The sequence below is a fragment of the Psychrobacter sp. 1U2 genome, from assembly GCF_051847575.1.
Genome location: NZ_JBPYDC010000008.1, coordinates 1 through 22,649, shown reverse-complemented (window position 1 = coordinate 22,649; position 22,649 = coordinate 1). Strand labels below are relative to the sequence as shown.

General features: G+C 44.9%; 22 protein-coding genes and 1 other annotated feature. Of the genes, 8 read left to right on the top strand and 14 right to left on the bottom strand.

Annotated elements, in window-relative coordinates:
• Window positions 1-62: 62 nt before the first annotated feature.
• The 5 genes from ACS8FD_RS05715 to ACS8FD_RS05695 form a co-directional block, all read right to left on the bottom strand.
• The gene (locus ACS8FD_RS05715; protein ID WP_439274874.1) at window positions 63-1,292 is read right to left on the bottom strand and encodes an FAD-dependent oxidoreductase; all 1,230 of its coding nucleotides are present in this window, start codon (window positions 1,290-1,292) and stop codon (window positions 63-65) included.
• A 197-nt stretch (window positions 1,293-1,489) separates the two neighbouring features.
• Window positions 1,490-2,209, bottom strand: a complete 720-nt coding sequence (locus ACS8FD_RS05710; RefSeq protein ID WP_439274952.1) for an amino acid ABC transporter ATP-binding protein — start codon at window positions 2,207-2,209, stop codon at window positions 1,490-1,492.
• Window positions 2,210-2,419: 210 nt separating this feature from the next.
• Window positions 2,420-3,091 (bottom strand): ABC transporter permease subunit, encoded by a 672-nt coding sequence (locus tag ACS8FD_RS05705; protein WP_439274873.1) that lies wholly within the window; start codon window positions 3,089-3,091, stop codon window positions 2,420-2,422.
• Window positions 3,088-3,834, bottom strand: a complete 747-nt coding sequence (locus tag ACS8FD_RS05700) for an amino acid ABC transporter permease (protein ID WP_201559335.1) — start codon at window positions 3,832-3,834, stop codon at window positions 3,088-3,090. The genes ACS8FD_RS05705 and ACS8FD_RS05700 overlap by 4 nt, the downstream gene beginning before the upstream one ends.
• Before the next feature lie 92 nt (window positions 3,835-3,926).
• On the bottom strand, window positions 3,927-4,910 hold the full coding sequence (locus ACS8FD_RS05695; RefSeq protein ID WP_439274872.1) for a glutamate/aspartate ABC transporter substrate-binding protein: 984 nt from the start codon (window positions 4,908-4,910) through the stop codon (window positions 3,927-3,929).
• A 287-nt stretch (window positions 4,911-5,197) separates the two neighbouring features.
• Here ACS8FD_RS05695 and hslO point away from each other — a divergent pair, with 287 nt between their 5' ends.
• Window positions 5,198-6,181, top strand: coding sequence for an Hsp33 family molecular chaperone HslO (gene hslO / locus ACS8FD_RS05690; RefSeq protein WP_439274871.1), 984 nt, complete (start codon window positions 5,198-5,200; stop codon window positions 6,179-6,181).
• Between the two features lie 103 nt (window positions 6,182-6,284).
• On the opposite strand, the gene ACS8FD_RS05685 is transcribed toward hslO, so the two are convergent.
• The 9 genes from ACS8FD_RS05685 to ACS8FD_RS05645 form a co-directional block, all read right to left on the bottom strand.
• Window positions 6,285-7,790, bottom strand: coding sequence for an alpha/beta fold hydrolase (locus tag ACS8FD_RS05685; RefSeq protein ID WP_439274870.1), 1,506 nt, complete (start codon window positions 7,788-7,790; stop codon window positions 6,285-6,287).
• Between the two features lie 191 nt (window positions 7,791-7,981).
• Window positions 7,982-8,656: a fumarylacetoacetate hydrolase family protein gene (locus tag ACS8FD_RS05680; RefSeq protein ID WP_439274869.1), complete on the bottom strand. Its 675-nt coding sequence runs from the start codon at window positions 8,654-8,656 to the stop codon at window positions 7,982-7,984.
• Window positions 8,657-8,674: 18 nt separating this feature from the next.
• Window positions 8,675-9,400, bottom strand: coding sequence for an ABC transporter permease (locus ACS8FD_RS05675; RefSeq protein WP_439274868.1), 726 nt, complete (start codon window positions 9,398-9,400; stop codon window positions 8,675-8,677).
• 12 nt (window positions 9,401-9,412) lie between these two features.
• A complete protein-coding gene (locus ACS8FD_RS05670) occupies window positions 9,413-10,147 on the bottom strand; it encodes an ABC transporter permease (RefSeq protein ID WP_439274867.1) in 735 nt (244 codons plus the stop codon).
• Window positions 10,148-10,641: 494 nt separating this feature from the next.
• Window positions 10,642-11,493 (bottom strand): ABC transporter substrate-binding protein, encoded by an 852-nt coding sequence (locus ACS8FD_RS05665; protein ID WP_439274951.1) that lies wholly within the window; start codon window positions 11,491-11,493, stop codon window positions 10,642-10,644.
• A gap of 155 nt (window positions 11,494-11,648) precedes the next feature.
• Window positions 11,649-12,611 carry a transporter substrate-binding domain-containing protein gene (locus ACS8FD_RS05660; protein ID WP_439274866.1) on the bottom strand — a complete coding sequence of 321 codons (963 nt, stop codon included), beginning with the start codon at window positions 12,609-12,611 and terminating at the stop codon, window positions 11,649-11,651.
• Between the two features lie 29 nt (window positions 12,612-12,640).
• A complete protein-coding gene (locus tag ACS8FD_RS05655) occupies window positions 12,641-13,441 on the bottom strand; it encodes a transporter substrate-binding domain-containing protein (protein WP_439274865.1) in 801 nt (266 codons plus the stop codon).
• A gap of 379 nt (window positions 13,442-13,820) precedes the next feature.
• Window positions 13,821-14,618 carry an ABC transporter ATP-binding protein gene (locus tag ACS8FD_RS05650; protein WP_439274864.1) on the bottom strand — a complete coding sequence of 266 codons (798 nt, stop codon included), beginning with the start codon at window positions 14,616-14,618 and terminating at the stop codon, window positions 13,821-13,823.
• A 317-nt stretch (window positions 14,619-14,935) separates the two neighbouring features.
• On the bottom strand, window positions 14,936-15,259 hold the full coding sequence (locus ACS8FD_RS05645; RefSeq protein ID WP_439274863.1) for a hypothetical protein: 324 nt from the start codon (window positions 15,257-15,259) through the stop codon (window positions 14,936-14,938).
• Between the two features lie 509 nt (window positions 15,260-15,768).
• On the opposite strand from ACS8FD_RS05645, the gene ACS8FD_RS05640 reads away from it, so the two are divergent.
• The 7 genes from ACS8FD_RS05640 to ACS8FD_RS05610 form a co-directional block, all read left to right on the top strand.
• Window positions 15,769-17,070 carry a glutamate-5-semialdehyde dehydrogenase gene (locus ACS8FD_RS05640; RefSeq protein ID WP_439274862.1) on the top strand — a complete coding sequence of 434 codons (1,302 nt, stop codon included), beginning with the start codon at window positions 15,769-15,771 and terminating at the stop codon, window positions 17,068-17,070.
• A 155-nt stretch (window positions 17,071-17,225) separates the two neighbouring features.
• Entirely contained in the window at window positions 17,226-17,924 is a 699-nt protein-coding gene (locus ACS8FD_RS05635; RefSeq protein ID WP_439274861.1) for a ZIP family metal transporter, read from the top strand.
• 497 nt (window positions 17,925-18,421) lie between these two features.
• Window positions 18,422-19,696 carry a sodium/glutamate symporter gene (gene gltS / locus ACS8FD_RS05630; RefSeq protein ID WP_439274860.1) on the top strand — a complete coding sequence of 425 codons (1,275 nt, stop codon included), beginning with the start codon at window positions 18,422-18,424 and terminating at the stop codon, window positions 19,694-19,696.
• Between the two features lie 96 nt (window positions 19,697-19,792).
• Window positions 19,793-20,449 (top strand): leucine efflux protein LeuE, encoded by a 657-nt coding sequence (leuE, locus tag ACS8FD_RS05625; RefSeq protein WP_439274859.1) that lies wholly within the window; start codon window positions 19,793-19,795, stop codon window positions 20,447-20,449.
• Between the two features lie 77 nt (window positions 20,450-20,526).
• Window positions 20,527-20,775 (top strand): DUF2164 domain-containing protein, encoded by a 249-nt coding sequence (locus ACS8FD_RS05620; protein WP_439274858.1) that lies wholly within the window; start codon window positions 20,527-20,529, stop codon window positions 20,773-20,775.
• A gap of 192 nt (window positions 20,776-20,967) precedes the next feature.
• Window positions 20,968-22,187, top strand: a protein-coding gene (locus ACS8FD_RS05615) for an IS3 family transposase (RefSeq protein ID WP_439274856.1) whose coding sequence is annotated in 2 segments (ribosomal slippage) — window positions 20,968-21,244 and window positions 21,244-22,187 — 1,221 coding nt in all. Because the reading frame shifts where the segments join, the coding sequence is not laid out codon by codon here.
• Window positions 21,243-21,359, top strand: a sequence feature (AL1L pseudoknot). Its footprint overlaps the gene before it by 117 nt.
• On the top strand, window positions 22,180-22,649 hold a 470-nt coding region (locus ACS8FD_RS05610), incomplete at its 3' end, for a helix-turn-helix domain-containing protein (protein ID WP_439274855.1). The genes ACS8FD_RS05615 and ACS8FD_RS05610, both read left to right, overlap by 8 nt.

The following is a 22,649-nucleotide window of genomic DNA, read 5'->3' as shown; positions in this document are numbered from 1 at the left end:
TCCCATTTAAATAAAAGACTGGCAATTAAATTACTATACCTTTGAAGATAAAACGCTACCCATTAAGCCTTATCCGCTGGCTTTACTGGTACTTTTATAGACACCGTTGCTTTTACAGCTTTATCATCGGCAGAATCATCGTACAATTCCATCACTAGCTCATCGGTCGTTTCGGTTTTGACTTGCCAGTTACCAGCGGCCTGTGGCACACCGACCACCGTTACCGCAATCGCTTTATTCTTCAGACGGATCATAGGCGGTTTATGGTCGTAGCCGGCATGCTCATGACCTAAAATATCATCAGCGATAGTCGCAGCCTGCGCGCGTAGCGGCGCCACATAGCGACATGCCACCCCATCGATAGACATGCAGTCGCCAATTGCATAGACATTATCGGCGTTGGTGCGCAGGGTTGGCGCATCGACAACAATACCGGTGCGCGGATTAAACTCAATACCTGCCGCTGCTGGTAGCTTATCATCGACGACTAAGCCGGTACTGGCAATCACATGATCGACCGTTATGGTTTTAGACTCTTTAGATTCAGCTCCTTCGTTAAGCTCTAACGCTTCATAGCTGACTTCTAGTTTATCATCATCATTGCGTGCGACATTGGTCACTTTATAACCGCCCAAAAACTCAATACCTTGCGACTCAATTGCTTGGGCAATACGCGCAGTGGCTTTCGCCGGTAGCATTTGCGCAAGCGGTGCCTCATTAAGATCAATCAAAGTGATTTTGTGACCCGCTTTGAGCAAGTCTTCCGCGATCTCGGTACCGACCATCCCAGCGCCCACGATAGCCACATGCTGGCTGCCAGTTGCTAGCTTTTCTTGCAGCTGACCGAAGCGCTCAATGTGGTTGACGTGCCAGACTAAATCTTCCGGCAAGCTCTTGGGAAATATTGGATGCGCGCCCATCGCTAGTACGAGCTTATCGTAACTGATAGCCGCGTAATTGGTGTTGGCAGGATCTGAGCGATTTGCAGATATAAGCTGCAATTTTTGGCTTGCTGCATCGATATCACTGACCTGCGTCTGGGCTAATAAGGTGACGTTGGCTACTTTTGCAGCATCCGCCCCTGTCGCTCGCACTAAGTCTGCAGGCTTCTTATCTTGGCTAATGGCCATCGTCAGCATCGGCTTGTGATAGCGATCAGCGTTATCGGCTGTGATTAAGGTAATCGGTGTCTCTTTATCTTTACTACGAATGGCATCAATAACGTGCCAGCCTGCTAGGCCTGCACCAATGATAACTATGCCAGAATTTTTCGATGATTCATCAATGCTCATAAAGTCTCCAAGATAGTTTTTTATAATAAATATAAATAGGGTTTTGAGATGATGACCCCTATTGTAGCAGTAAAAAAGAAACGCTTGTAAACTGAGAATTTATAGTAAACCAGCTGGCATAAAAAAGCGCCTTATAAAAAGACGCATAAAGTTAAACGGTAAGGATTTCTGCTTAATGATTGCTTAATAATTGAGGGTTAGTGATTAAGAATCTTTGATAAAAATTGCTGAGCGCGATCACTTTTTGCGCCTTCAAAGAACTCATCTTTACTACAGTTCTCGACAATATAGCCTTCATCCATAAAGATAATGCGATTCGCTACTTGACTAGCAAAGCCCATCTCATGGGTTACGCACATCATCGTCATGCCCTCACGGGTCAGCTCTACCATCACATCGAGCACCTCTTGAATCATCTCAGGATCGAGCGCTGAGGTCGGCTCATCAAATAGCATCGCCACCGGATCCATCGCCAGCGCTCGTGCAATCGCTACCCGCTGCTGCTGACCACCGGACAGTTCTGCCGGATATTTTGGCGCTTGCGCGCTTAGTCCCACGCGGTCCAAGTAAGCCATGCCTTTTTGTTTCGCCTCAGACTCTTTACGGCCCAAAACTTTGACTTGTGCCACAGTTAAGTTATCAATGATCGTCAAGTGTGGAAATAGCTCAAAGTGCTGAAACACCATGCCCACGCGGCTACGCAGTTTAGGCAAGTTCGTTTTTGAATCGCCAACCGAGATCCCATTGACCATGATTTGCCCTTCTTGAAAGGGCTCAAGGCCGTTGACGGTTTTGATCAAGGTCGACTTACCGCTACCGGATGGACCACAAACCACCACTACATCGCCTTTATGGACGTGAGCGGTACAGTCCGTCAATACTTGAAAGTCGCCATACCACTTGCTGACGCTATCCATTTCAATGACTATCTCATCGCTAGCATGACCGTTATCTGTCACCAGTCCGCCAAAGTCATTTATAAATGTCTTAGCCTTATTCATCGTTGGCTCCTAGCCTTATGCTTAATAGTTTTGCAATGTATTTAAAATGAGTTATAGCGCTATATCAGCGAAGGTTTACGCTATTTTACTGCGCAAACCTTTGCTATCAATTTGTCAAATTAAACGCTAAAACCTGAGCTTTTTTTGCACGTGCTGTACGCCAATAGAAGCGGTCAAACTGATAATAAAATAAACGGCCCCTGCACCTAATATATAAGGGGTGAGTAACCCCATCAGCTCCCCGCGCACGTAAGCGGCACGGAAGAAGTCGGTCAAACCAATCGCAAAGACTAAAGTGGTATCTTGGAAGAGAATAATACACTGCTGTAGTATCAGCGGTAGCATCTTGCGAAAGGCTTGCGGCAAAATAACGAGGCGCATAGTCTGCCCATAAGTCATACCAAGCGCTCTTGCTGCATTGACCTGACCACTGCCGATGGATTGAATACCTGCCCGTACTACTTCTGAGAAGTAGGCGGCCTCAAACATCATAAAGGCGACGACACACGAGGCAAAAGCGGCGTTGAGTTGCAAGTATTTACCTGCCACCCAAAAATAAATCATCGGTACCGCGAAATAAAACCACAATAGTACCAGTAATAAGGGCACTGAACGAAAGTAGTTTACGTATAGCTTAGCCGGTATCTCTAAGGCTTTGATACCCGACAAGCGCATCAAGGCCAATATGGTGCCTAAGCTAATGCCGCCAAGAATCGCTAAAAACAGCACCTTTAAGGTGGTAATCATCCCGCCCATCAGGCCTGGGTATGCGGTCGCAAGTTCGGTCATCATATTCATTTCTGACTCCCTGCAATAAGCCCTGGCACGCGAAGTTTTCGCTCAATCAGACCCATAATGGCGATTAGCGATAGATTAAACACTAAATAGATAATCGTCGCATAAGTATAGATCTCAAGACTATTTTGGGTGTATTCGCTAATGGTCTTAGTCTGACTGATAAGCTCCATTACCCCAACGAGCGAGGCAACAGAGGCGTTTTTGAAGCAGTTAGTCAGCTCGGAGCTTAAGGGTGGCAAGATGATACGAAAGGCTTGCGGCAGTAGTACTTGCTTATAAGCCTGCGGTATCGTAAAGCCTAGCGCGTAAGCGGCATTAATCTGGCCTTGCGGCAAGGACTCAATACCCGTGCGCACTTGCTCAACGATACGCGCCGCGGTAAACAAACCAAGGCCGATACTGGCTGAGAGCATCGCTGAGGTATTAGGCGTGAGCTCCTTATACCACCACTCTTGTAGCGCCGGTGTCAGCCACCCTGGGGCAATATAGAACCAAAAAAACAATTGCACCAGTAGTGGAATGTTACGAAAAAAGGTCACGTAAGCGGTACCGATCGCCCGCGCAGGTTTGCTTGGCAAGGTACGCATAATACCGAAAATAGTACCAACGACCATCGCAATCGCCCAAGCGATACTACCGATTAGCAGCAACCAGCCAAGGCCTGTAATCATCCAATGGATATACAGCTCGCTACCGACACCAGTCTGCTCAAAGAGCACACCCCAGTTCCAGCTATAATTCATGCTTGTCTCTCCAAGCAGTGGTTAATAGGCTTAACCCTTAAAAGCTTCAATAATGAAGCTTTTAGGAGTACTCGCTAAATTGAGGAGTGAGGTTACTGTGCCATTGCCGTTTTTGGCTGAGCGCCATCATGAGGATCAGCAATCAGAGCTTTTAGGTTATCTGACATCTCAAAGTTCAAGTTGACGTTTTTTGGCGGAATTGGGTTTAAGAACCACTTATCATAGATGCTATTGATCTCACCTGAGGCAAAGACGTCAGTTAGGGCTTTATCGACCACGGCTTTGAACTCAGGATCGTCTTTACGTAACATACAGCCATAAATCTCAAAGGACTGTGGCTCGCCTACGATGACCCATTCGTCTGGGTTTTTGGCTTTGGCTTTTTCGCCAGCTAGTAGTACATCATCCATCATAAAGGCATCAGCACGGCCGTTCTCTAGCATTAAGAACGCCTCGCCATGATCTTTGGCGGAGATGACGTTGGTGTCCATCTGTTTTTCATCGATGTACTGGCGAATATAACGCTCTGAGGTAGTACCTGCGGTAGTGACTAACGTCTCACCTTCTAAGTCTGCAAAGTCATTAATACCTGAGTCTGTCGCGGTCAATAAGCGCGTGCCGATCTCAAAGAAACCGTTTGAGAAGCCCACTTGTTTTTGACGCTCTTCATTATTGGTCGTTGAGCCACACTCAAAGTCGACGGTACCGTTTTGTACCAACGGGATACGGGTTTGCGAGGTAATTAAGTTATAGCGAACATTTAAGTCCGGCATATTCAGCTCTTGCTTCACTGCATCTACAACTTTCATCTCAAGATCGTGCGCATAGCCCATAGGCTGATTCGGATCGTCAGCGATATATGAGAACGGAATAGAAGAGTCACGATAGCCGACAACGATAGTGCCTGAGTCTTTGATTTTTTGGAGGGTGCCATTGGCATTGCTAGAGGTTTCAGTGGTTGCGGCATCATCAGTTGCAGCGTCATCGGTAGCTGTTTGACTGCTATTGTTACAGCCGGCGAGGCCTAGTGCCATAAAGGCTGCTAACGTGAGCGGTTTGGTGAGTGCGTAAGCCATAAGATACATCCTTTTATCACATCATTATTAGTTTAAAAAATGCTGAATTAGTTATTACTAATAGGCATCCATGCAGTTACTTTTAGTTATCTTAATGCAACTTAATGTTACTGTACAACACTTTTAAGATTATTGCGCAGTTTTTTGGCCTATTGTCACTGTTTTTTGCGATAAGTGAGTGCACAGTTACGTATGAGCTTTTACCGCTAGCGTCTTTTTTATGATTGATAAATTCCAAATAAACCCCATAAAGCTAGCACTCTCTTAACTCGATAAGACAAAAATATATGACACAAGATACTTCAGCTATGCAGACAAATCACTTACAGCTCTCTGAAAAATCAAACGGTAATGATGTGCGTCAGCGCTTCTTTATCGAAGACTCGCCGGTGCGCGGTGATGTGGTGCGCCTGTCGCGTAGCTACGCTTCTACCATTGCCCAAAAACCTTATCCTGAAGCGATAAAACGCTTGCTGGGCGAGATGCTCACGGCAGCAAGTTTGCTGATAGGCACTGTCAAGATAGAGGGTCGTTTGTCTATCCAATTGCAGTCCTCAGACAGTGAAAGCTTACTGAACTGGGCGATGGCAGAGTGCGATCAAAATGGTATCATCCGAGCGCTTGCCAGCTGGAAAGCGGATAACGATGAGCAAATCGCGGCTTGGGATGACAAGACTGGCGCTAATGAGGCTTTTGCAGAATTAGGCGCGACTGGTCAAGGCGTATTATTTATCAATATTCAGCCCGATAATGGCGAGCCGTATCAAGGTATCGTTGAGCGTAGCCATGATAATTTAGCCGACTGTTTGGCCCATTATCAAAAGCAATCAGCCCAGATACCGACGCTGATTAACTTAGCATCAGATGGCTTACAAGCCGGCGGCGTACTGGTGCAGATGCTACCGCGTACCGTTGAAGAAACGCTTGAGGTTGAGCGTAATCAAGATGCCGGTATCGATGATGACTTATGGACGCGCTTGACGATGCTGACCAGCACAGTCAAAAGCGAAGAATTGACCACGCTTCAAGCCAATGAGATTATCTATCGCTTATATAATGAAGAAAACGTCGTTGCCCCTGAGCCTATCAGCTTAGAGTTTGGTTGTACTTGCTCACGTGAGAAATGCGAGACGGCGATTGCGCAAATCGGTGAAACCGAAGCGTTAGAGATCATTGAAGAGCAAAACGGCACTTTTGAGATGGATTGCGGCTTTTGTGGTGAGGTCTATAAATTTGACAAAGACGATGTGACGGCTATTTTTCCAGAGTAGTTTGACGTCTTATTATGCTAACTAAAAAACCCTTTAAACAAACGTTTAAAGGGTTTTTAATTTTTTAAACTTCAGTCTGTTAAAATTGCTAAAGCCCTCTTGCTTAAATCTCTTCAGCGACCAATCCTAAGCTGCGAGGATAAGAGTGAATACGGTCGCGACCAGCGTAATCGCTTTTGCCGTTATCAAGCAACCAAGCGACGACTTGCTCGCGCACTCGTCTGCTATGAATCAGACCCATATGGTTAACGCCATAAAAGATCGCTTTACGACCCTCTGGCACAAACAGATTATGCTCGCCATCATCCTCGCCCAATGCTGAAGCTACTGAGACTAGACTATCCCCGAGCAGGTTGGTTACTTTTGAGTCGTAATGCGTTTCTATCAAGGCGCTAGCGACAAAGTAGGTCTTAATACCGCTTGGTAGACGCGCAGGATGACGGAAGTCTTGCGGTACGACACCTCGCCCCTCTAAGGACTGCCAATCGGCATCACGAATACTACCATGGCGCAAATCAATGATACCTGCGCTACGCATATCACCTAGATGAGCAAGCGACCCCGCAAAAGGCAGCTTAGAGATAATATCTTGTACCAAAAACCCAATGCGCTCAAGGACAGCGCCATGATGCGGCGAGCCTAAAGTGATCAAGTTACCCACGCGCTTCATCCAATCTAGGCGATCTTGCTTGGCATAAAATAGCGCGCTACGAGCCACTAAACCGCCCATACTATGACCCACCAAATCAATTTGACTGATATTAGGATTATTATCCACTAAGTCTTGCAACAGTTTAGAGAGTTTGCGGCCACTACGGGAGATACGTCGCCCGGTATTATAATCCAAATAAAGCACCGTCGACTCAGGCTGACTGCGGCTAATCGCCTGTCCTAAGCTATTGTCCTCTGCTGGATGCCAACTTAAGTAACTTAAGCATAGACCATGACATAAGATGATAATCCGCCCCGATAGCTCTTCGCGTTGAGGGAGACCCTCTTTGTCGTATAGCGCCATAGGAATCGCAAGCGAGTTGTTATTATTGACTAAATGATCGCCCATCACCCCATTGAAGACATTGACGAGTTTTTTAAGTCCGTGTGGCAGCGGTTGAGAGCTAGTTTGCGTCGCCACGTTTTTGTACAGACGTAGCCCTGATGATAGATTATTGCCCACTAGCAACATAACGTGGCGTACGAGTCCGTAGACGCGTCCGGTAACGCCGCCATGCCATTTTTTTAGATGGTTTTCGTTGAAGCGCCCTATAGGACGTAGCATAATCTCGCGGTGCATAGACTCGACAATATCCGTCACTTCGACGACTCCCATCGTCGCAAGCTGCGCCAACCCTTCAAAAAAATCGCCCAAAGACAGGGGCTGGCTTTTGACGGTTTCATCAGCACCATCTGCTAATAGTCTGACCAACTCCTCCTCATCAAGCGCATCGAGCTGTGAGAGGTGCTCATACAAATCACCATGAATTGGCATATTAGACGTCTCTACAGGATGAGTCCCCGGCTGATAATGAATGACACCCTCATTACTAAAATTACTACCGTAGCTGTCATGGGTAGCATCGGGTAGGTCTGTAGAATAGATATTCGTAGTCATGGCGTCTTTGTAGCACTCATATAATAAAAGGTTTCTTAAAAAGAGAGCTTTCTATACTAGCGGTTAAATGCAACAAAGAGAAGAGAATGATTTGATATATAAGCAAATTTTGTGCTAAGAGGAGCAAGAGGATAAAGAAGTATAATAGTCGTCGCTAGACAGAGCTGAGGATAATAATGAAAGTGAAGCGGTTATCGTACTTGGCTCTGCCACTGCTTCTCCCCTAGCATCAATCTTAACTGATCACCTGCTTGTAGTATGCCCACCCCGCTTGGCGTACCGGTCATAATGACATCACCTGCCTGCAAGCTAAAAGCGTGGCTGATTTCGGCAAGCAGCTCATAGATAGGAAATAACATTAAGGCACTATCACCGTCTTGCTTAAGCTCATCGTTGATATAAAGCTGATAGGTAACTTGAGTAAAATCATTAAAGCTTTGCGGATCAAGCCAGTCAGCGAGTACACAAGCGCCATTGAAGCATTTAGCGCGTTCCCAAGGATGGCCACTAGCTTTGAGCTGGCTTTGTAATTCTCTTAAGGTTAAATCTAATCCTAAAGTGACGCCACCGATAGCTTGCTGTGCTTGCTCGGCAGTCGCATCGGACAAATCAGCCGCAAGCTGAATGCATAGCTCCGCTTCATAATGAGTATCACCATAAACACTAGGATCTGGCCGGATAATATCATTATGTATGGAAACGATAGAAGAAGCCGGTTTCATAAACAGTAGCGGTGAGCTTAGCACTGCATTACCGAGCTCATGCGCGTGAGCCGCGTAGTTGCGGCCGACGCAAACCACTTTGCCGATATCAGCTTGTACCTTATTATCAAGTTTCTTATCAGTAACTCTCAGCGCTTGGCTCATAACTCATCCTCGGCTCAATTATGGAATAGTATTGGTCATCACATCGGGCGGCACGTAACTGGCATGACGGTTCATTCTTTTCTCAAAACGTCCAAAGCTAAACAATATAACCCATGACAATAATAAATAGACAATACCCGCAGCAAAGAACAGCTCCATCAAGGTATAAGTCCGCGCACTAATAGTACGAGCCACGCCGGTGATATCCATCAGCGCAATGGTCGAGGCCAGCGCGCTGCCTTTAAGCATAAAGATAACTTCATTACTATAAGCAGGAATGACAATGCCAAAAGCACGTGGCAAAGTAATACGAGTAAGCTTCTGCCACGGTGACATACCGACGGCGTCGGCCGCCTCCAGCTCACCTACCGGAATAGCCTGAATAGCGCCGCGAATAATCTCTGCTAAATAAGCACTGGTATTGAGCGTAAAAGCGATAATCGCACACCAGTAAGCCTGACTCAGCACCGGCTCCCACAAGAACGACTCGCGTACCGCCTCGAACTGACCTAAGCCGTAGTAGATCAAGAATATCTGTACCAGCAGCGGCGTACCACGAAAAAAGAAAATATAGAGAAAGGGTAATATCTGTACCAGCCAGCTTTTAGACAGCCGCAGTAACGCCAAAATCAAACCAAAAAATAGCCCAATAATCCCTGAGATGACGACGAGCTGTACGGTCAGTACCGCTCCGCCTAGTAGATCCGGAAAGTACTCAAAAATGACCTGCCAATTCCAATCCATAACGTCTCTCCTCTACCCTAAAGTCGATGGCTGATGAGTGGATTGACGGCTGATTTTTTTGGCATAGCGCGCGGCTGGATTGGCGCGCCATTCCAGCCAAAGCATAAAGCCGGTAATAAGCATAGTAAGGCCTAAATAGATAATGGCGGCTGCCATATAAAAGGTAAAAGGTTGCTGAGTGGATTGCGCCGCGCGTGAAGATTGATACATAATATCTTTGAGACCAACGACCGATACCAGAGCGGTATCTTTGAGCAAGACTAAAAATAAATTACCAAGCCCTGGCAAGGCAATCTGCCACACTTGCGGCAAGGTAATCCGATAAAAGGTCTGAAAAGGACGCATCCCTATCGCTTGCGCGGCCTCTTTTTGTCCGACAGGGATCTCTTGAATGGACATCCGAAAGATTTCAGTGGCATAAGCACCAAAAGCGATAGATAAGGCCATCACCCCGCCCCAAAACGCGCTGATCTCCACATACTCAGTATAGCCGAACTTTTTGAGGATGCTCATGAGCAAAATAGAGCCACCATAATAGATGAATAGCACTAATAGTAACTCAGGAATACCACGCATCGTTGCGGTATAAACAGTGGCAAGCTTACGCAGTAGCCAGACGTTCGAGAGCTTAGCCGTTGCCCCAAGGAGCCCTAACAGCATTCCTATGATTAGGCTAGTCACGGCAAGCTTAATGGTGACGGTCGCGCCGCTTAATAGCAGGGCGCCAAATCCTTGTAAATCAAACACAGTTATTCACTCAGTCTCTATATGTTAGTCGCGTCACTCGCGTTTTTGCCAAGCCATCAGATAACGCTCGAGATGCCAGTTACTGTCCTGACGCTATCTAGAATAAAGCGATATTTATGGTCTGTAGCAACGAGAAGCGGTTTTGGAATATATAATAAATGACTATCAGTTGACTCAAAGATTCATTCACTGATGATTCAGATAAAAATAAGCGCTGATTTTATCATAACTGAGGCGCTCGATGTTAACGCTGATAGCAAATACCCAGTCAAAATAGAGAGTTAGCCATTATAAAACAGCGTCTCTTACTATAAGTTCGTCATGAGTGAAGAGCCATTATTACGAACACTGTTATTATCAATAAAAAGGGGCTCAATAAAAGCCATCTCAATAAAAAAGGATACCGCAAAGCTACGATATCCTTTTAAGCGCTTATTAGTCTTATAAAGCGCTTAGTTGCGCGCCTTTACCCTCACAATAAAAACATAAGCGTTTTATTTCGTCTCGCTAGGCGTGGGCACTGAAAAGTATTTTTCGTTAATAGCCGCATAAGTCCCATCTGCTTTTATAGCGGCCAATGAGTCATTAATTTTTGCTTGCAGCGGATCACCTGGACGTACCGCAATGGCAAAATTATCATCAATATCGATCTCATCGCCTTTTAGCGTATATTGGCTACCGGATGCTGAGCTGAGCCATTCGATAGCAGGCAGTTTATCAGAGATCATCGCCTCAACTCGCCCCGAACCTAAATCTAAAAAGGCGTTACTCAAAGTGTCATATAGCTGCATATTCGCTTCTGGATAAGCCTGCTCTAGCCACTGAGACGAAATCGTCGAGCGCTGTGCGGCGATGCTTTTAGATTTGATATCATCAGGATTACTGGGGTCAAAATCGCTACCCTCTTTTGCTAAAAATACTAAGGTATTACTAAAATAGGGGTCAGTAAAACTGACCTGCTCAGCGCGCTCTGGCGTAATCGACATAGCAGCGACAATAGCATCATATTTGCCCGCTTTGAGACCAGGGATAATACCATCCCAATCCTGCGCGATAATCTCACAGGTAACTTCCATATCGGCACACAAGGCATTGGCAATTTCGATATCAAAACCGCCAAGCGAGCCATCAGCGTTGGTATAGTTAAAAGGCGCATAAGCGCCTTCGGTACCGATACGCAAAACCTCACCCGTAGTGTCACTCGTGGCTGTATCATTAGCTTCGCTACTAGCATTACTGGTCTCTTGATTATTACTACAGCCTGCCAGCATCCCTAAGGTTACTGCCGCCAATAAGGTTTTGTGTAGCGTCTGGTTTGAGCCAAAAATACTAGGGTAATTTATCATCATCCTTGATTCCTTTGAATAAGTAAGTCGATACAAGCGCTATAAACAATAATGGCGCCCTACGCTATGAGAAGCATAAAGCGCCACTATAACCAGCTCAGCATAAAACCCTAGCGATATCAGATATCAGTGGCTAGGTTTTAATGACTAATGGTTTAATTACTAGCGGTTTCTGTCTGCTCTTCGGCGGCGATCGTTGCATTAGCATCGACATCAGCATTATCGCCTTCAACGACTATGACTTCTTTAACGCTGTCCGCTGCCGCTGCTTTATTCGCTGCTGCAGTAGAGCTTGTGCCAAAGTAGCTACCTGTGATCTGATCGTAAGTACCATTGGCCTTTAGCTCAGCCAAAGCGGTGTTGAATTTACCAACGAGAGGATCGCCTTTACGAAAGGCAATGCCCATCGAATCTTCATCGGTGCTAATCTCTTCGCCTTTGACTTCGTAGTCTTTACCGGCTTCGGTTTTTAGCCAGTCGATACCCGTGACTTTATCAGACATCATAGCGCGTACGCGACCTGAGGTCAGATCTAGATAAGCGTTATCTTGCGTATCATAAAGCTTGATATCCGCCTCCGGATGCTCATCTTGCAGATACTGTGAGGATACCGTGGAGCGCTGTGACGCGACTGGCTGACCATTTAAGTCAGCAACTGTAATATCATCGCCTTTTTTACCTATAAGAATGATACCGGTATGAAAATACGGGTCACTGAATTCAACCACTTCTTGACGCTCTGGGGTGATCGACATGCCCGCGATAATCGCATCGAACTTTTGCGCATTTAAGCCCGGAATCAAACCATCCCAGTCTTGGGAGATCAGCTCACACTCTGCCTGCATCTGCGCGCATAAAGCATCGACTAGCTCAATCTCATAGCCAATCAACTTACCATCAGCATCGGTGTAGCTAAAGGGCTTATAGCTAGATTCAGTAGCGATTTTTATGTTCATTGGCGTCTCGGTAGCTACGCCGTCATCTGCAACTTGGCTCTCTTCTGGCGCTGAGCTGTTACTACAAGCGGCAAGCATCAGCATAGCGGCGCTGAGCGGTGCTAACCAAAGTGCTTTGTTGGGCAAGATTGACTTGTTTTGAGAATATTTAGATAAGCTCATTATATTTTCCTCAGTTATCAGGCAGTAGATTATTGGTTAAAGTTTGCTTGTTCTAGACGAGCCAACTCACCGTTACTACGGATCTCGCTCAAAGCTTTATTAAAGTCGTCTCTCAAAGGATCGCCTTTACGAACTGCGATAGCGATGTTGTCATCGTTATCAATCTCCTCACCTACGATACCAAAACCTTCTGGATTGTCTTTTAACCAAGCTTTGGCTGAGACTTTTTCGGCCAATACGGCATCGCTACGACCAGACTTTAGGTCTAAATAAGCATTGTCATAATTATCATAAAGCTGCACAGTATTGCCGTCTTTACCTTCATAATTATCTTGTAGATAGACGCCAGGCGTAGTTGAGCGCTGACCACCTAAGTTCAGGTTACTGATAGCATTAGGATCAAAATCACCATCTGCCTCAGTCAGCCAAACCATCGTATTAGCGAAGTACGGCTCAGTGAAGTCTACTTTTTCCTGACGCTCTGGGGTAATAGACATACCAGCAACAACGGCGTCATACTTTTGTGCGAGTAAACCGGGAATAATCCCATCCCAGTCTTGCGCGACAATCTCACAGTCCGCTTGCATCTGCTCACACAAAGCGTTAGCAACATCGACATCATACCCTGCGATACTGCCATCAGCATTGGTATAGTTAAAAGGAGGATAAGCCCCTTCGGTAGCAATACGAATGGTTTTACCCGCGACATCGGCAGCAGGTGCATCAGCATTTGCATCCACCGTATCGTCGCTTGGCTGGCTACAGGCGCTCAATGCTAGCGCTGCGGTAATAGTCATCGATGACCACAATAGACGAGAATTCGACATCATATATTCCTTATTTTAATTTAATATCCCTATCTAATCACTTACTAAACAGTCGTAATAATGATAGATATTAGCAGCTTATAAACCCATCGATAATACCTGACAAAAATATCAAAAACAAACGTTTTAGATATTGACTGTTATTATTAAGTAACAAAGGGTTCTACTATTATCAGCTATAAATGAAAAGATACCGCTATAAAAACATATGACGGGATTTATCTCTTTATATAGGACTCATACCATGCGTAAGCGAAAAAGGGCTGCGTGACCTAGCTATAAAAAGAAGGAGGTTAATAACCTCGTACTGGTCTTAGAATAGCTCAACTGATGCAAACGGACTTATTAGTCGACTCGACAGCTGATAAGTACGAAACAGGGATTAGTTCTGGCGATGAGAGGCCATAAAGTCTCTAACGCGCGGCGAGTTTGGATTATCAAACACTTGCTCAGGCGTGCCCATCTCCTCGATAATCCCTTGATGCAAGAACACCACTTGGCTGGAGACATCACGAGCGAAGCGCATCTCGTGCGTGACGATCAGCATAGTACGGCCCTCTTCTGCTAAGTCTTGCATGACAGCGAGTACTTCATTGACCAGCTCAGGATCAAGTGCGGAGGTTGGCTCATCGAACAGAAGCACTCTTGGCTGCATAGCCAAAGCGCGAGCAATAGCTACGCGCTGGCGTTGACCGCCGGAGAGATTGGCAGGATAAGCGTCTTTTTTATCAGACAGCCCTACTTTGTTTAGGAGCTGTTCGGCTTCACTGATGGCTTGATCTTTTTTTATTTTTAGAACCTGAGTCGGTCCTTCGATGATATTTTGCAATATGGTTTTGTGCGGCCATAAATTGAAGTTTTGAAAGACAAAACCAACGCGCGCACGCAGATTCTCAAGCTGTCTATGATCTGCCGCTTGCATCTCGCCTGACTTATTGGCTTTTAGCATCAGCTCATCTTCGCCGATACTGATACGCCCCTTAGTTGGTTTTTCTAATAAGTTGATACAACGTAATAAGGTCGACTTTCCTGAGCCCGACGACCCCAAAATCGAGATCACGTCGCCATCATAGGCGGTGAGCGATACCCCTTTTAACACCTCTAATGAGCCGTAGCTTTTATGTAGATCTTGTATATCTAAAGCGATGGGGCGAGTCGAGTCTTTGGCAATATCAAGCATGGTTAAACAGGTTTCCGATTATTATGAATAAGGCGACACTTAAAGACCCTAGCAACTGATAATAACAACTGCTAGTAGTCACTGATAGTAGCAACTGACGATATACAGCTAAACAAGGCTCTCAAGCAGCTTACTGAAGTAAAAAGCAGCGTATTGTCGCTTATAATGCAGTAAAAAGGCAAATACTGTCTATTACTGGCCATTACTCCATAAATAAAGCCCAAATACCTACTGTAATTTGAGCTTCATTTTAACACTTTAAGCCACTTAGCGCTCCATTATCTGTCATGCTAACGACGCGGCGATACCTCTAACCCTTAATAAGTTGAGACATGCTCCTCAGACTCAGAACCATCGAGGACATCGGCGTCGTCTACTGTCGCTACAGCCACGTCATCATCAGCGCTCGCTACTGCGATATCATCACCGACCATAGGATCATCCGAGATATCAGCACTATTGACGCCTTCAGTCACTTGCGCGACATCATCAACGCCAGTAGCCTCTTGCTCCACTTGTGTTTGCGGATCGAGTGTTGGATCTTCTTCAGTAGTCGCCGCGCCTTTATCAGAGCAAGCGCTAAGCGTTAATGCCAAAGCGGCGGCGGCGCATAACCCTAGTTTATAAGTTGTATTTTTCATAATATCCTCGCTAATTTATTTTGAATAGTGTCACTCACAGCATGCTGTTATTACAAGGGCTGCATAAAATCATCCCAGTAGTACTGTATTTATTTTATTTTGGATTAACTATCAGTATTTAAATACCCTATAGTTAGTAGTTAACACTCAGTATAATCAGATCTGTCAGTGACTACTTTAGTAGTTGCAACACAGTTGTGTTAAAGACTCGTAAGGCAAAAACCTAAAGACTCCTTAATCTATATAAGAACGCTTAAAACGAAATTGCAAATGAGCGCTGTTCACAAATTCAACTTTACTCTAACCACAATCTGCTCTATGTTAAATAGCATAACGCTTTATCCTAAGTGAGAATACAAGTTAAGACACGTGTTAAAGCACTAGGTTTAGCCATTATTAACGATATTTTCTACCTCTTTTTAGTTAGACTTTGCCTATTTAGGCCTTTTTGCTCGTCTAAAGATTTATTCAAAATAACCATTTATCCGTAACCAAAAGGGAAACAATTTATGAGTCAAGCGAATACCTCAGATATAAAAGCTTATATGCAAACGGTCGGTAAGCAAGCGCGTGTCGCCTCTCGTGCGCTCGCGGCGGCCAATACTGGCGATAAGAACTCAGCACTTATGAGCATTCATGATGAGTTAGTCAACGCCAAAGCCGATATTTTAGCCGCGAACAAAATCGATATGGATAAAGGCCAGAGCAATGACTTGGAAGCTGCGCTGCTCGATCGCTTAGAGCTAAACGACGCACGCTTCGATGGTATGCTACAAGGTCTCAAGGACGTCGCAGCCTTGCCTGATCCAATCGGTGAAGTCACGGATATGACCTTTCGCCCCTCCGGCATCCACCTAGGCAAAATGCGCGTGCCGTTAGGCGTCGTAGGTATGATTTATGAGTCGCGTCCTAACGTAACTTTGGAAGCCGCCTCACTAGCACTCAAATCAGGCAACGCTATTATCTTGCGCGGTGGTTCTGAGGCTTTTGAGTCCAATCAAGCCATTGCTCAATGTATCCATAAAGGCTTGAGTGCAGCCGGTCTCTCTGAGCATAGCGTGCAAGTGCTTGAGACCACTGATCGCGCGGCTGTCGGTGAGCTGATTACTATGACCGATTACGTTGATGTCATCGTGCCACGCGGCGGTAAAGGCCTAATCGCTCGTATCAGTGAAGACGCTAAAGTACCCGTCATCAAGCATTTAGATGGTAATTGTCATACTTACATCGATAGTGATGCACAGACTGAGACGGCTATCGAAGTCAGCGTTAATGCCAAGACCCATCGCTATGGCACTTGTAATACGATGGAGACGCTCTTAGTCGATAAGGCTGTCGCCGCTGAGATGCTACCGCAAATTGCGGAAGCTATCGTCAAAGCCGATGACGCGATGCAGCTGCGCCTCGATGAGCAAGCGCAAAGTATATTAAAAGATAATGCTAAGCTTGACGGTCATCTCTCAGCAGCGACTGAGGAGGATTGGGATACCGAATATCTTGCGCCTATCTTAGCGGTTAAAGTCATCGACGGACTTGACGCGGCGATTGAGCATATCAATACTCACGGCAGCCATCATACTGATGTCATTATCACTGATAATTATAGTAAGTCGCAGCGATTTATTCGCGAAGTCGACTCCGCTAGCGTGATGATTAACGCCTCTAGCCGCTTTGCTGATGGCTTTGAGTATGGCCTCGGCGCTGAGATTGGTATCTCAACCGATAAAATTCACGCTCGTGGCCCGGTCGGGTTAGAAGGTCTGACCTCGCAAAAGTGGATCGTCTACGGTCATGGTGAGACGCGCGCGTGATGGTTATTTACTAAGTCTATATACTTATGAGCTATCAAAACGTCAGCTAAATTGCTGGCGTTTTTTATATTTATTAACAGACAAGACTTTTAAAGAGTGATAACTTTACTGCGATTATAGCCAGTACTCTACTCAAAAAAATAACAGGTTACGCTATGATGGTTTTTTTGGTTATTATTGTCGTTTCAGCCGCTCTAATTATTGGGGCATTATGGGGAATTTATGGCAAGCTTCCTAACTGGTTACAAGGCAACCTGCTAGCTATTGCTGGCGGCGCTTTGATGTTAGCCGTAGTACTACAAATGCTGCAGCCTGCCGTAACTCACAGTGGGCTTGTGGCGACTATCGGCTTTACGCTCTTAGGAGCTGGGGTATTTACTAGCATAGACTATCTAATAGACGAAAAGCTGCAAAGTAGTGGCGGTGGCGGTTTACTTGCTGCTGTCACTTTAGATGGTATACCGGAGAACTTAGCACTAGGAGTGTCATTAATCAGTGGCAATGTCACGCAAGTCGCGGCGCTTGCTGGCTCGATTTTGCTATCCAACTTGCCAGAAGCTGCTGGCGGTGCCAAGCAAATGAAGGAAGCCGGGTCTAATAACAAGAAAATACTGCTCATCTGGACAGGCGCTGCAATCTTACTGTCGTTAGCGGCTATCATTGGCAATATATTATTGCGTGACGTGCCAAAATCGACGATAAGCCTAATAGATTGTTTTGCTGCTGGCGCTGTGATTGCCTCACTGGCGACCGAAATCTTTCCAGATGCCTTCAAAAAGGGCAATCATTGGGCTGGGATCAGTACGGCTATTGGGTTGATTTTAGCTCTAGGGTTGGATCAATTAGGAGGTTAATAAAAGATTGATTGGGCGATAATCTATCTGCTTACGATGCAAATTATGATTAATTTTGCTAAGATTGGTCGTTAGTTGAACACTTATCATGCTACTTAAAGTATAATCCGAAAATGACGTCAGCCTAATCGCTGGCGTTTTTTATTATTTGAATTGATAGCTTTTAGATTAAAAATGATTGCACATACTTATAAAGAGTTTGGCAAACCGCAGCTATGGATTATGCTGCTATAGTTAATTCACTTTAAAAACGATACAGTATGGTTGGGATGCTTACTTTTACAATCTAAGTTACACAGCATCGAAAGACAACAGCACGCAAGGAAAATTTATACCAACTGCACGATGACATTAGCGTATCGCTTTTATTTCAAACTGACTATACATAAAGACTGATAACGGCAGTAACAGATATATCAAAAGGATAAAGTGTTGCTTTATTATCAATCAGTCCTATTATTGAGTTTACAACCGAAGTTTATGAGAAGGATTCACTTATGGAAATGACATTAAACGGTTATTACACCTTGATATTGGCAACATTAGTGCTATTACTTGGGCGTTTCTTAATCAAAAAAATCAAGGTGTTAGAGGATTTTAATATTCCAGAACCTGTGGTTGGTGGCTTGGTCGCCGCAATGATTGTTTATGCACTCAATCTGATTTGGGGCTATAGCTTCAACTTCCATCAAGGGTTGCAAACTGCAACGATGCTGATGTTCTTTGCTTCTATTGGTCTTAGTGCCGATTTTGGCAGACTAAAAGCCGGCGGCTCGCCATTATTTATCTTTACGGTTGTGGTATCGGTATTTATTATCTTGCAAGATATCGTTGGTGTCGCAATGGCCAGTGCGCTAGGACTCGATCCGCTGCTTGGCTTAGTGACAGGCTCTATCGCTTTGACCGGTGGGCATGGTACCGCAGGCGCATGGGGGGTAGTATTAGAAGAAGAGTATGGCGTCGTCGGTGCTACTACTTTAGGTATCGCGGTTGCCACTTATGGCTTAGTGGCAGGTGGCCTCATCGGTGGGCCTGTCGCTCGTAAGCTCATTCGCAGGCTAGGTATTGCTCCTACTCAAGCTGATCCCAATCCTAGTGATATCGAAAAGGTAGCTGGTTCACAGTCGCTATATAGTACCAAACACGATGAGGATGAGATTCTTAGCAGCAAAGAAATCTTTGAAAAACCTGATCATATCCGTCTTATTACCGCCTCTTCCACTATTGAATCGTTAGCGCTATTTGCTGCGGCTTTGGCTTTTGCCGATATTATGACTACCGTGGCCGAAGGTACTTGGTTTCAGCTGCCTACCTTCGTTTGGGCGCTGGCCGCTGGTGTGATCATTCGTAACTCACTTACTATCGTCTTTAATTTCGATATGTTCGACCGGGCGATTGATGTCATCGGTAACGCCTCTTTGAGTCTATTCTTAGCTATGGCGCTACTCTCCTTGAAGCTTTGGCAATTGACTGATTTGGCGGGGCCTGTACTGATTATTCTGTTAGTACAAACGCTGATTATGGTAATTTACGTCTATCTTGTGACCTTTAGAGTTATGGGTAAAGATTATGATGCCGCTGTACTCTCTGCCGGTCACTGCGGTTTCGGTATGGGCGCGACCCCAACGGCGATTGCCAATATGCAGGCGGTGACCGATCGCTACTTGGCTTCGCCAAAAGCTTTTTTAATCGTGCCGATGGTTGGTGCTTTCTTTGTCGATATTGTTAACGCCACGATACTGCAAATATTTACTCAGCTACCCTTTATGTAGGCTTTTGAGTAAAAATTGAAATAGGTAGAGTTAGAGTAGCCCCGATTATATTTTGTATAATTGGGGCTTTTATTTAGGCGTGGCAAAGGCTCTTTTATGTTTGGTATTATTGATCTTAGTGCTTATATTATTGGCTCCATCCTTATTATTTTGCTGCCTGGTCCCAACAGTTTATATTGTCTATCCGTATCAGCGGCTCATGGGGTACGTAAGGGCTACCATACAGTTGCGGGGATATTTTTAGGCGATAGTATTTTGATGTTAGTAACTGTTTTGGGAGTCGGCAGCTTACTTAAGCTCTATCCTCTTTTATTCACGGCTATTAAACTCATAGGCGGCTTGTATTTACTCTATTTAGGTATAAAGCTGCTCATGGGAGCCTATCAAACCTTTCGTCATCGCGCACTGTTAATGGACGCTAAGCCCAAACTGGTAGCCGCGCCCATTCATCAAAACTTTTTTAATCGTGCGCTATTGCTGAGCCTAACTAATCCAAAAGCTATTTTATTTTTCTTATCTTTCTTTGTGCAGTTCGTTGAGCCCACCTACCCTCATCCTTTCGTCTCCTTTTTTATATTGGCCATCATTCTGCAAATCATTAGTTTTAGCTATCTAAGCATCATGGTGTTTTCGGGTAAGACGCTATCTCGTAAATTTAGTCAGTCGCCGTTACTTATTATGGTCAGCATGAGTTTGACTGGGTTGTTGTTTGTCGGATTCGCTATGAATTTGTGGTTAGCGCAGTTAAGCTAAACTGATTTAGTTTGATAAATGATGTAGGCTGCTACATTGGCCGAATCTATATCGTTATCTAGTAGTGAGAGGATAATATGAGTAAGCAAAAGCTTATTACCCTATCGAAGGAAGAGGAAGAAGTACTGTTAGATCGCCTAAGAGAGTATATGAGTGAAGAGTTTGATTTGGATATCGGCAATTTGCCTGCCAAATTTTTATTTGATTTTATGGTTGATTTAATAGGCCCTGAGATATATAACCAAGCGATCGACGATGCTGAGCCTTGGTTGTATGATAGGTTTGTTGGGATTTTGGAAGATAGTCATGCTTTAAAGAAGGATTAGTGACTATGCTGGTATGCTGGGCTAAAGCGTCAACCTACAACAGACTTTCTATCTTATATTACAATCAAAAAAACCGCCTAACTTGAAATGACCCCCATAAGTTGGACACAACTTTTGGGGGTTATTTTATGAAGTACGACATTGAACCGCCCCGGGATTGTCGGAGACTCAACATTCTGAGAGAATACGACAATGAAAACACGAAACTATACCCCTGAAATAAAAGAGCGCGCCGTCCGTATGCTAATTGAAGCTAAAGACGATTACCCATCCACCTGGTCAGCCATCAAAGCCATAGCGCCAAAGATAGGTTGCACGCCTGAGACTCTACGATCATGGCATAAAAAGCACATTGATAAAACCATTCCTGCAAACATTCAAGCTCAAAGCCAAGCCGAGCGTATCAAAGAGCTTGAACGTGAGAACAGAGAGTTAAAGCAAGCCAATGAGATTATAAAGAAAGCTGCTGCTTTTTTCGCCCAGGCGGAGCTCGACCGCAAACCCAAGTAATGGTTGATTTTATAGATGACCACAAACAACAATATGGAGTCGAGCCAATCTGTAGAGTACTACCGATTGCTCCATCCACATACTATCGTGCTAAAGAGCTAGAAGAAAATCCTGAAAAACGTTCACAGCGTAGTCAGCATGATGACTTCTATCTTAATGAGATTAAACGTATTTGGAAGGACAGTAAATGCCGTTATGGTGCTCGTAAAGTCTGGAAACAGTTGAAATCTGAAGGTGTACATCCTGCACGTTGCACTGTAGAGCGGTTAATGCGTCAGCATGGTATGCAGGGTATTTGGCGAGGTAAGGGTAAGGTAACCACTAAGTCTCGTGATGATCAAAAGCGTGCTGTTGATTTAGTTAATCGTAACTTTAATGCCCATCGCCCTAACCAGCTATGGGTTGCTGACTTTACTTATGTTAAAACATTGAGTGGTTGGGTCTATACTGCCTTTATTATTGATGTGTTTGCTCGCGCTATCGTTGGTTGGAAAGTATCAGATCGTATGAAAACGGATATGGTGATGGCAGCGTTAAATCAAGCCATTGCAGACAGAAATAACCCAAAAGATGTGATTCATCATAGTGATCGCGGCGTTCAGTACTTATCCATTCGCTATACTGATAAGATGGCTGATTCTGGCGTTATTGCATCTGTTGGTACTACCGGTAATTCATACGATAATGCATTGGCTGAAACGGTTAACGGGCTTTATAAAACAGAGGTGATTGAATATTTAAAACCGCAGTGGCACGGTGTAAGTGATGTTGAATTAGCAACCCTTGAATGGGTCGATTGGTTTAACAAAACACGTTTGCATAGTACGATTGGTTATGTGTCGCCTTTTGAGTTTGAGAGACGATACTATGATAGTCTTACTGAGTCAGACAAAGTTGCCTGACTCAAGTAATTCACTCTCCGATATAGTCGGGGCGGTTCACATAGACTTTAAGATAAGGGTAATAGCTTATTATCAGCAAGGACATTCTGCTTTTGCTACTGCAAAGCACTTTAATGTTGATGATTCAGATGTTCTGAAGTGGGTTAATCAGTACTTGAAAGGCGGTATACTTGCCATCAAACCTAAAACTAACAAAGCCATTTACAGTCGTGAGTTTAAGCTACACGTGCTGAGCACCATAGCAGATGAAAGTTTAAGTCAATCACAAGCCGCTTTGAAGTTTAACATCAGCTCACCGTCTTTGATTAGTGTCTGGCGCACAGCTTATACTCATCATGGTATGCTCGGCATAACTGCCAAAGCCAAAGGACGACCCACTGTGAAACACCCTTACCTTACTGACAAGCCTGACCACGAAAAGAGTATAGAAGAGATCAAACGTGAGAACGAGTACCTACGTGC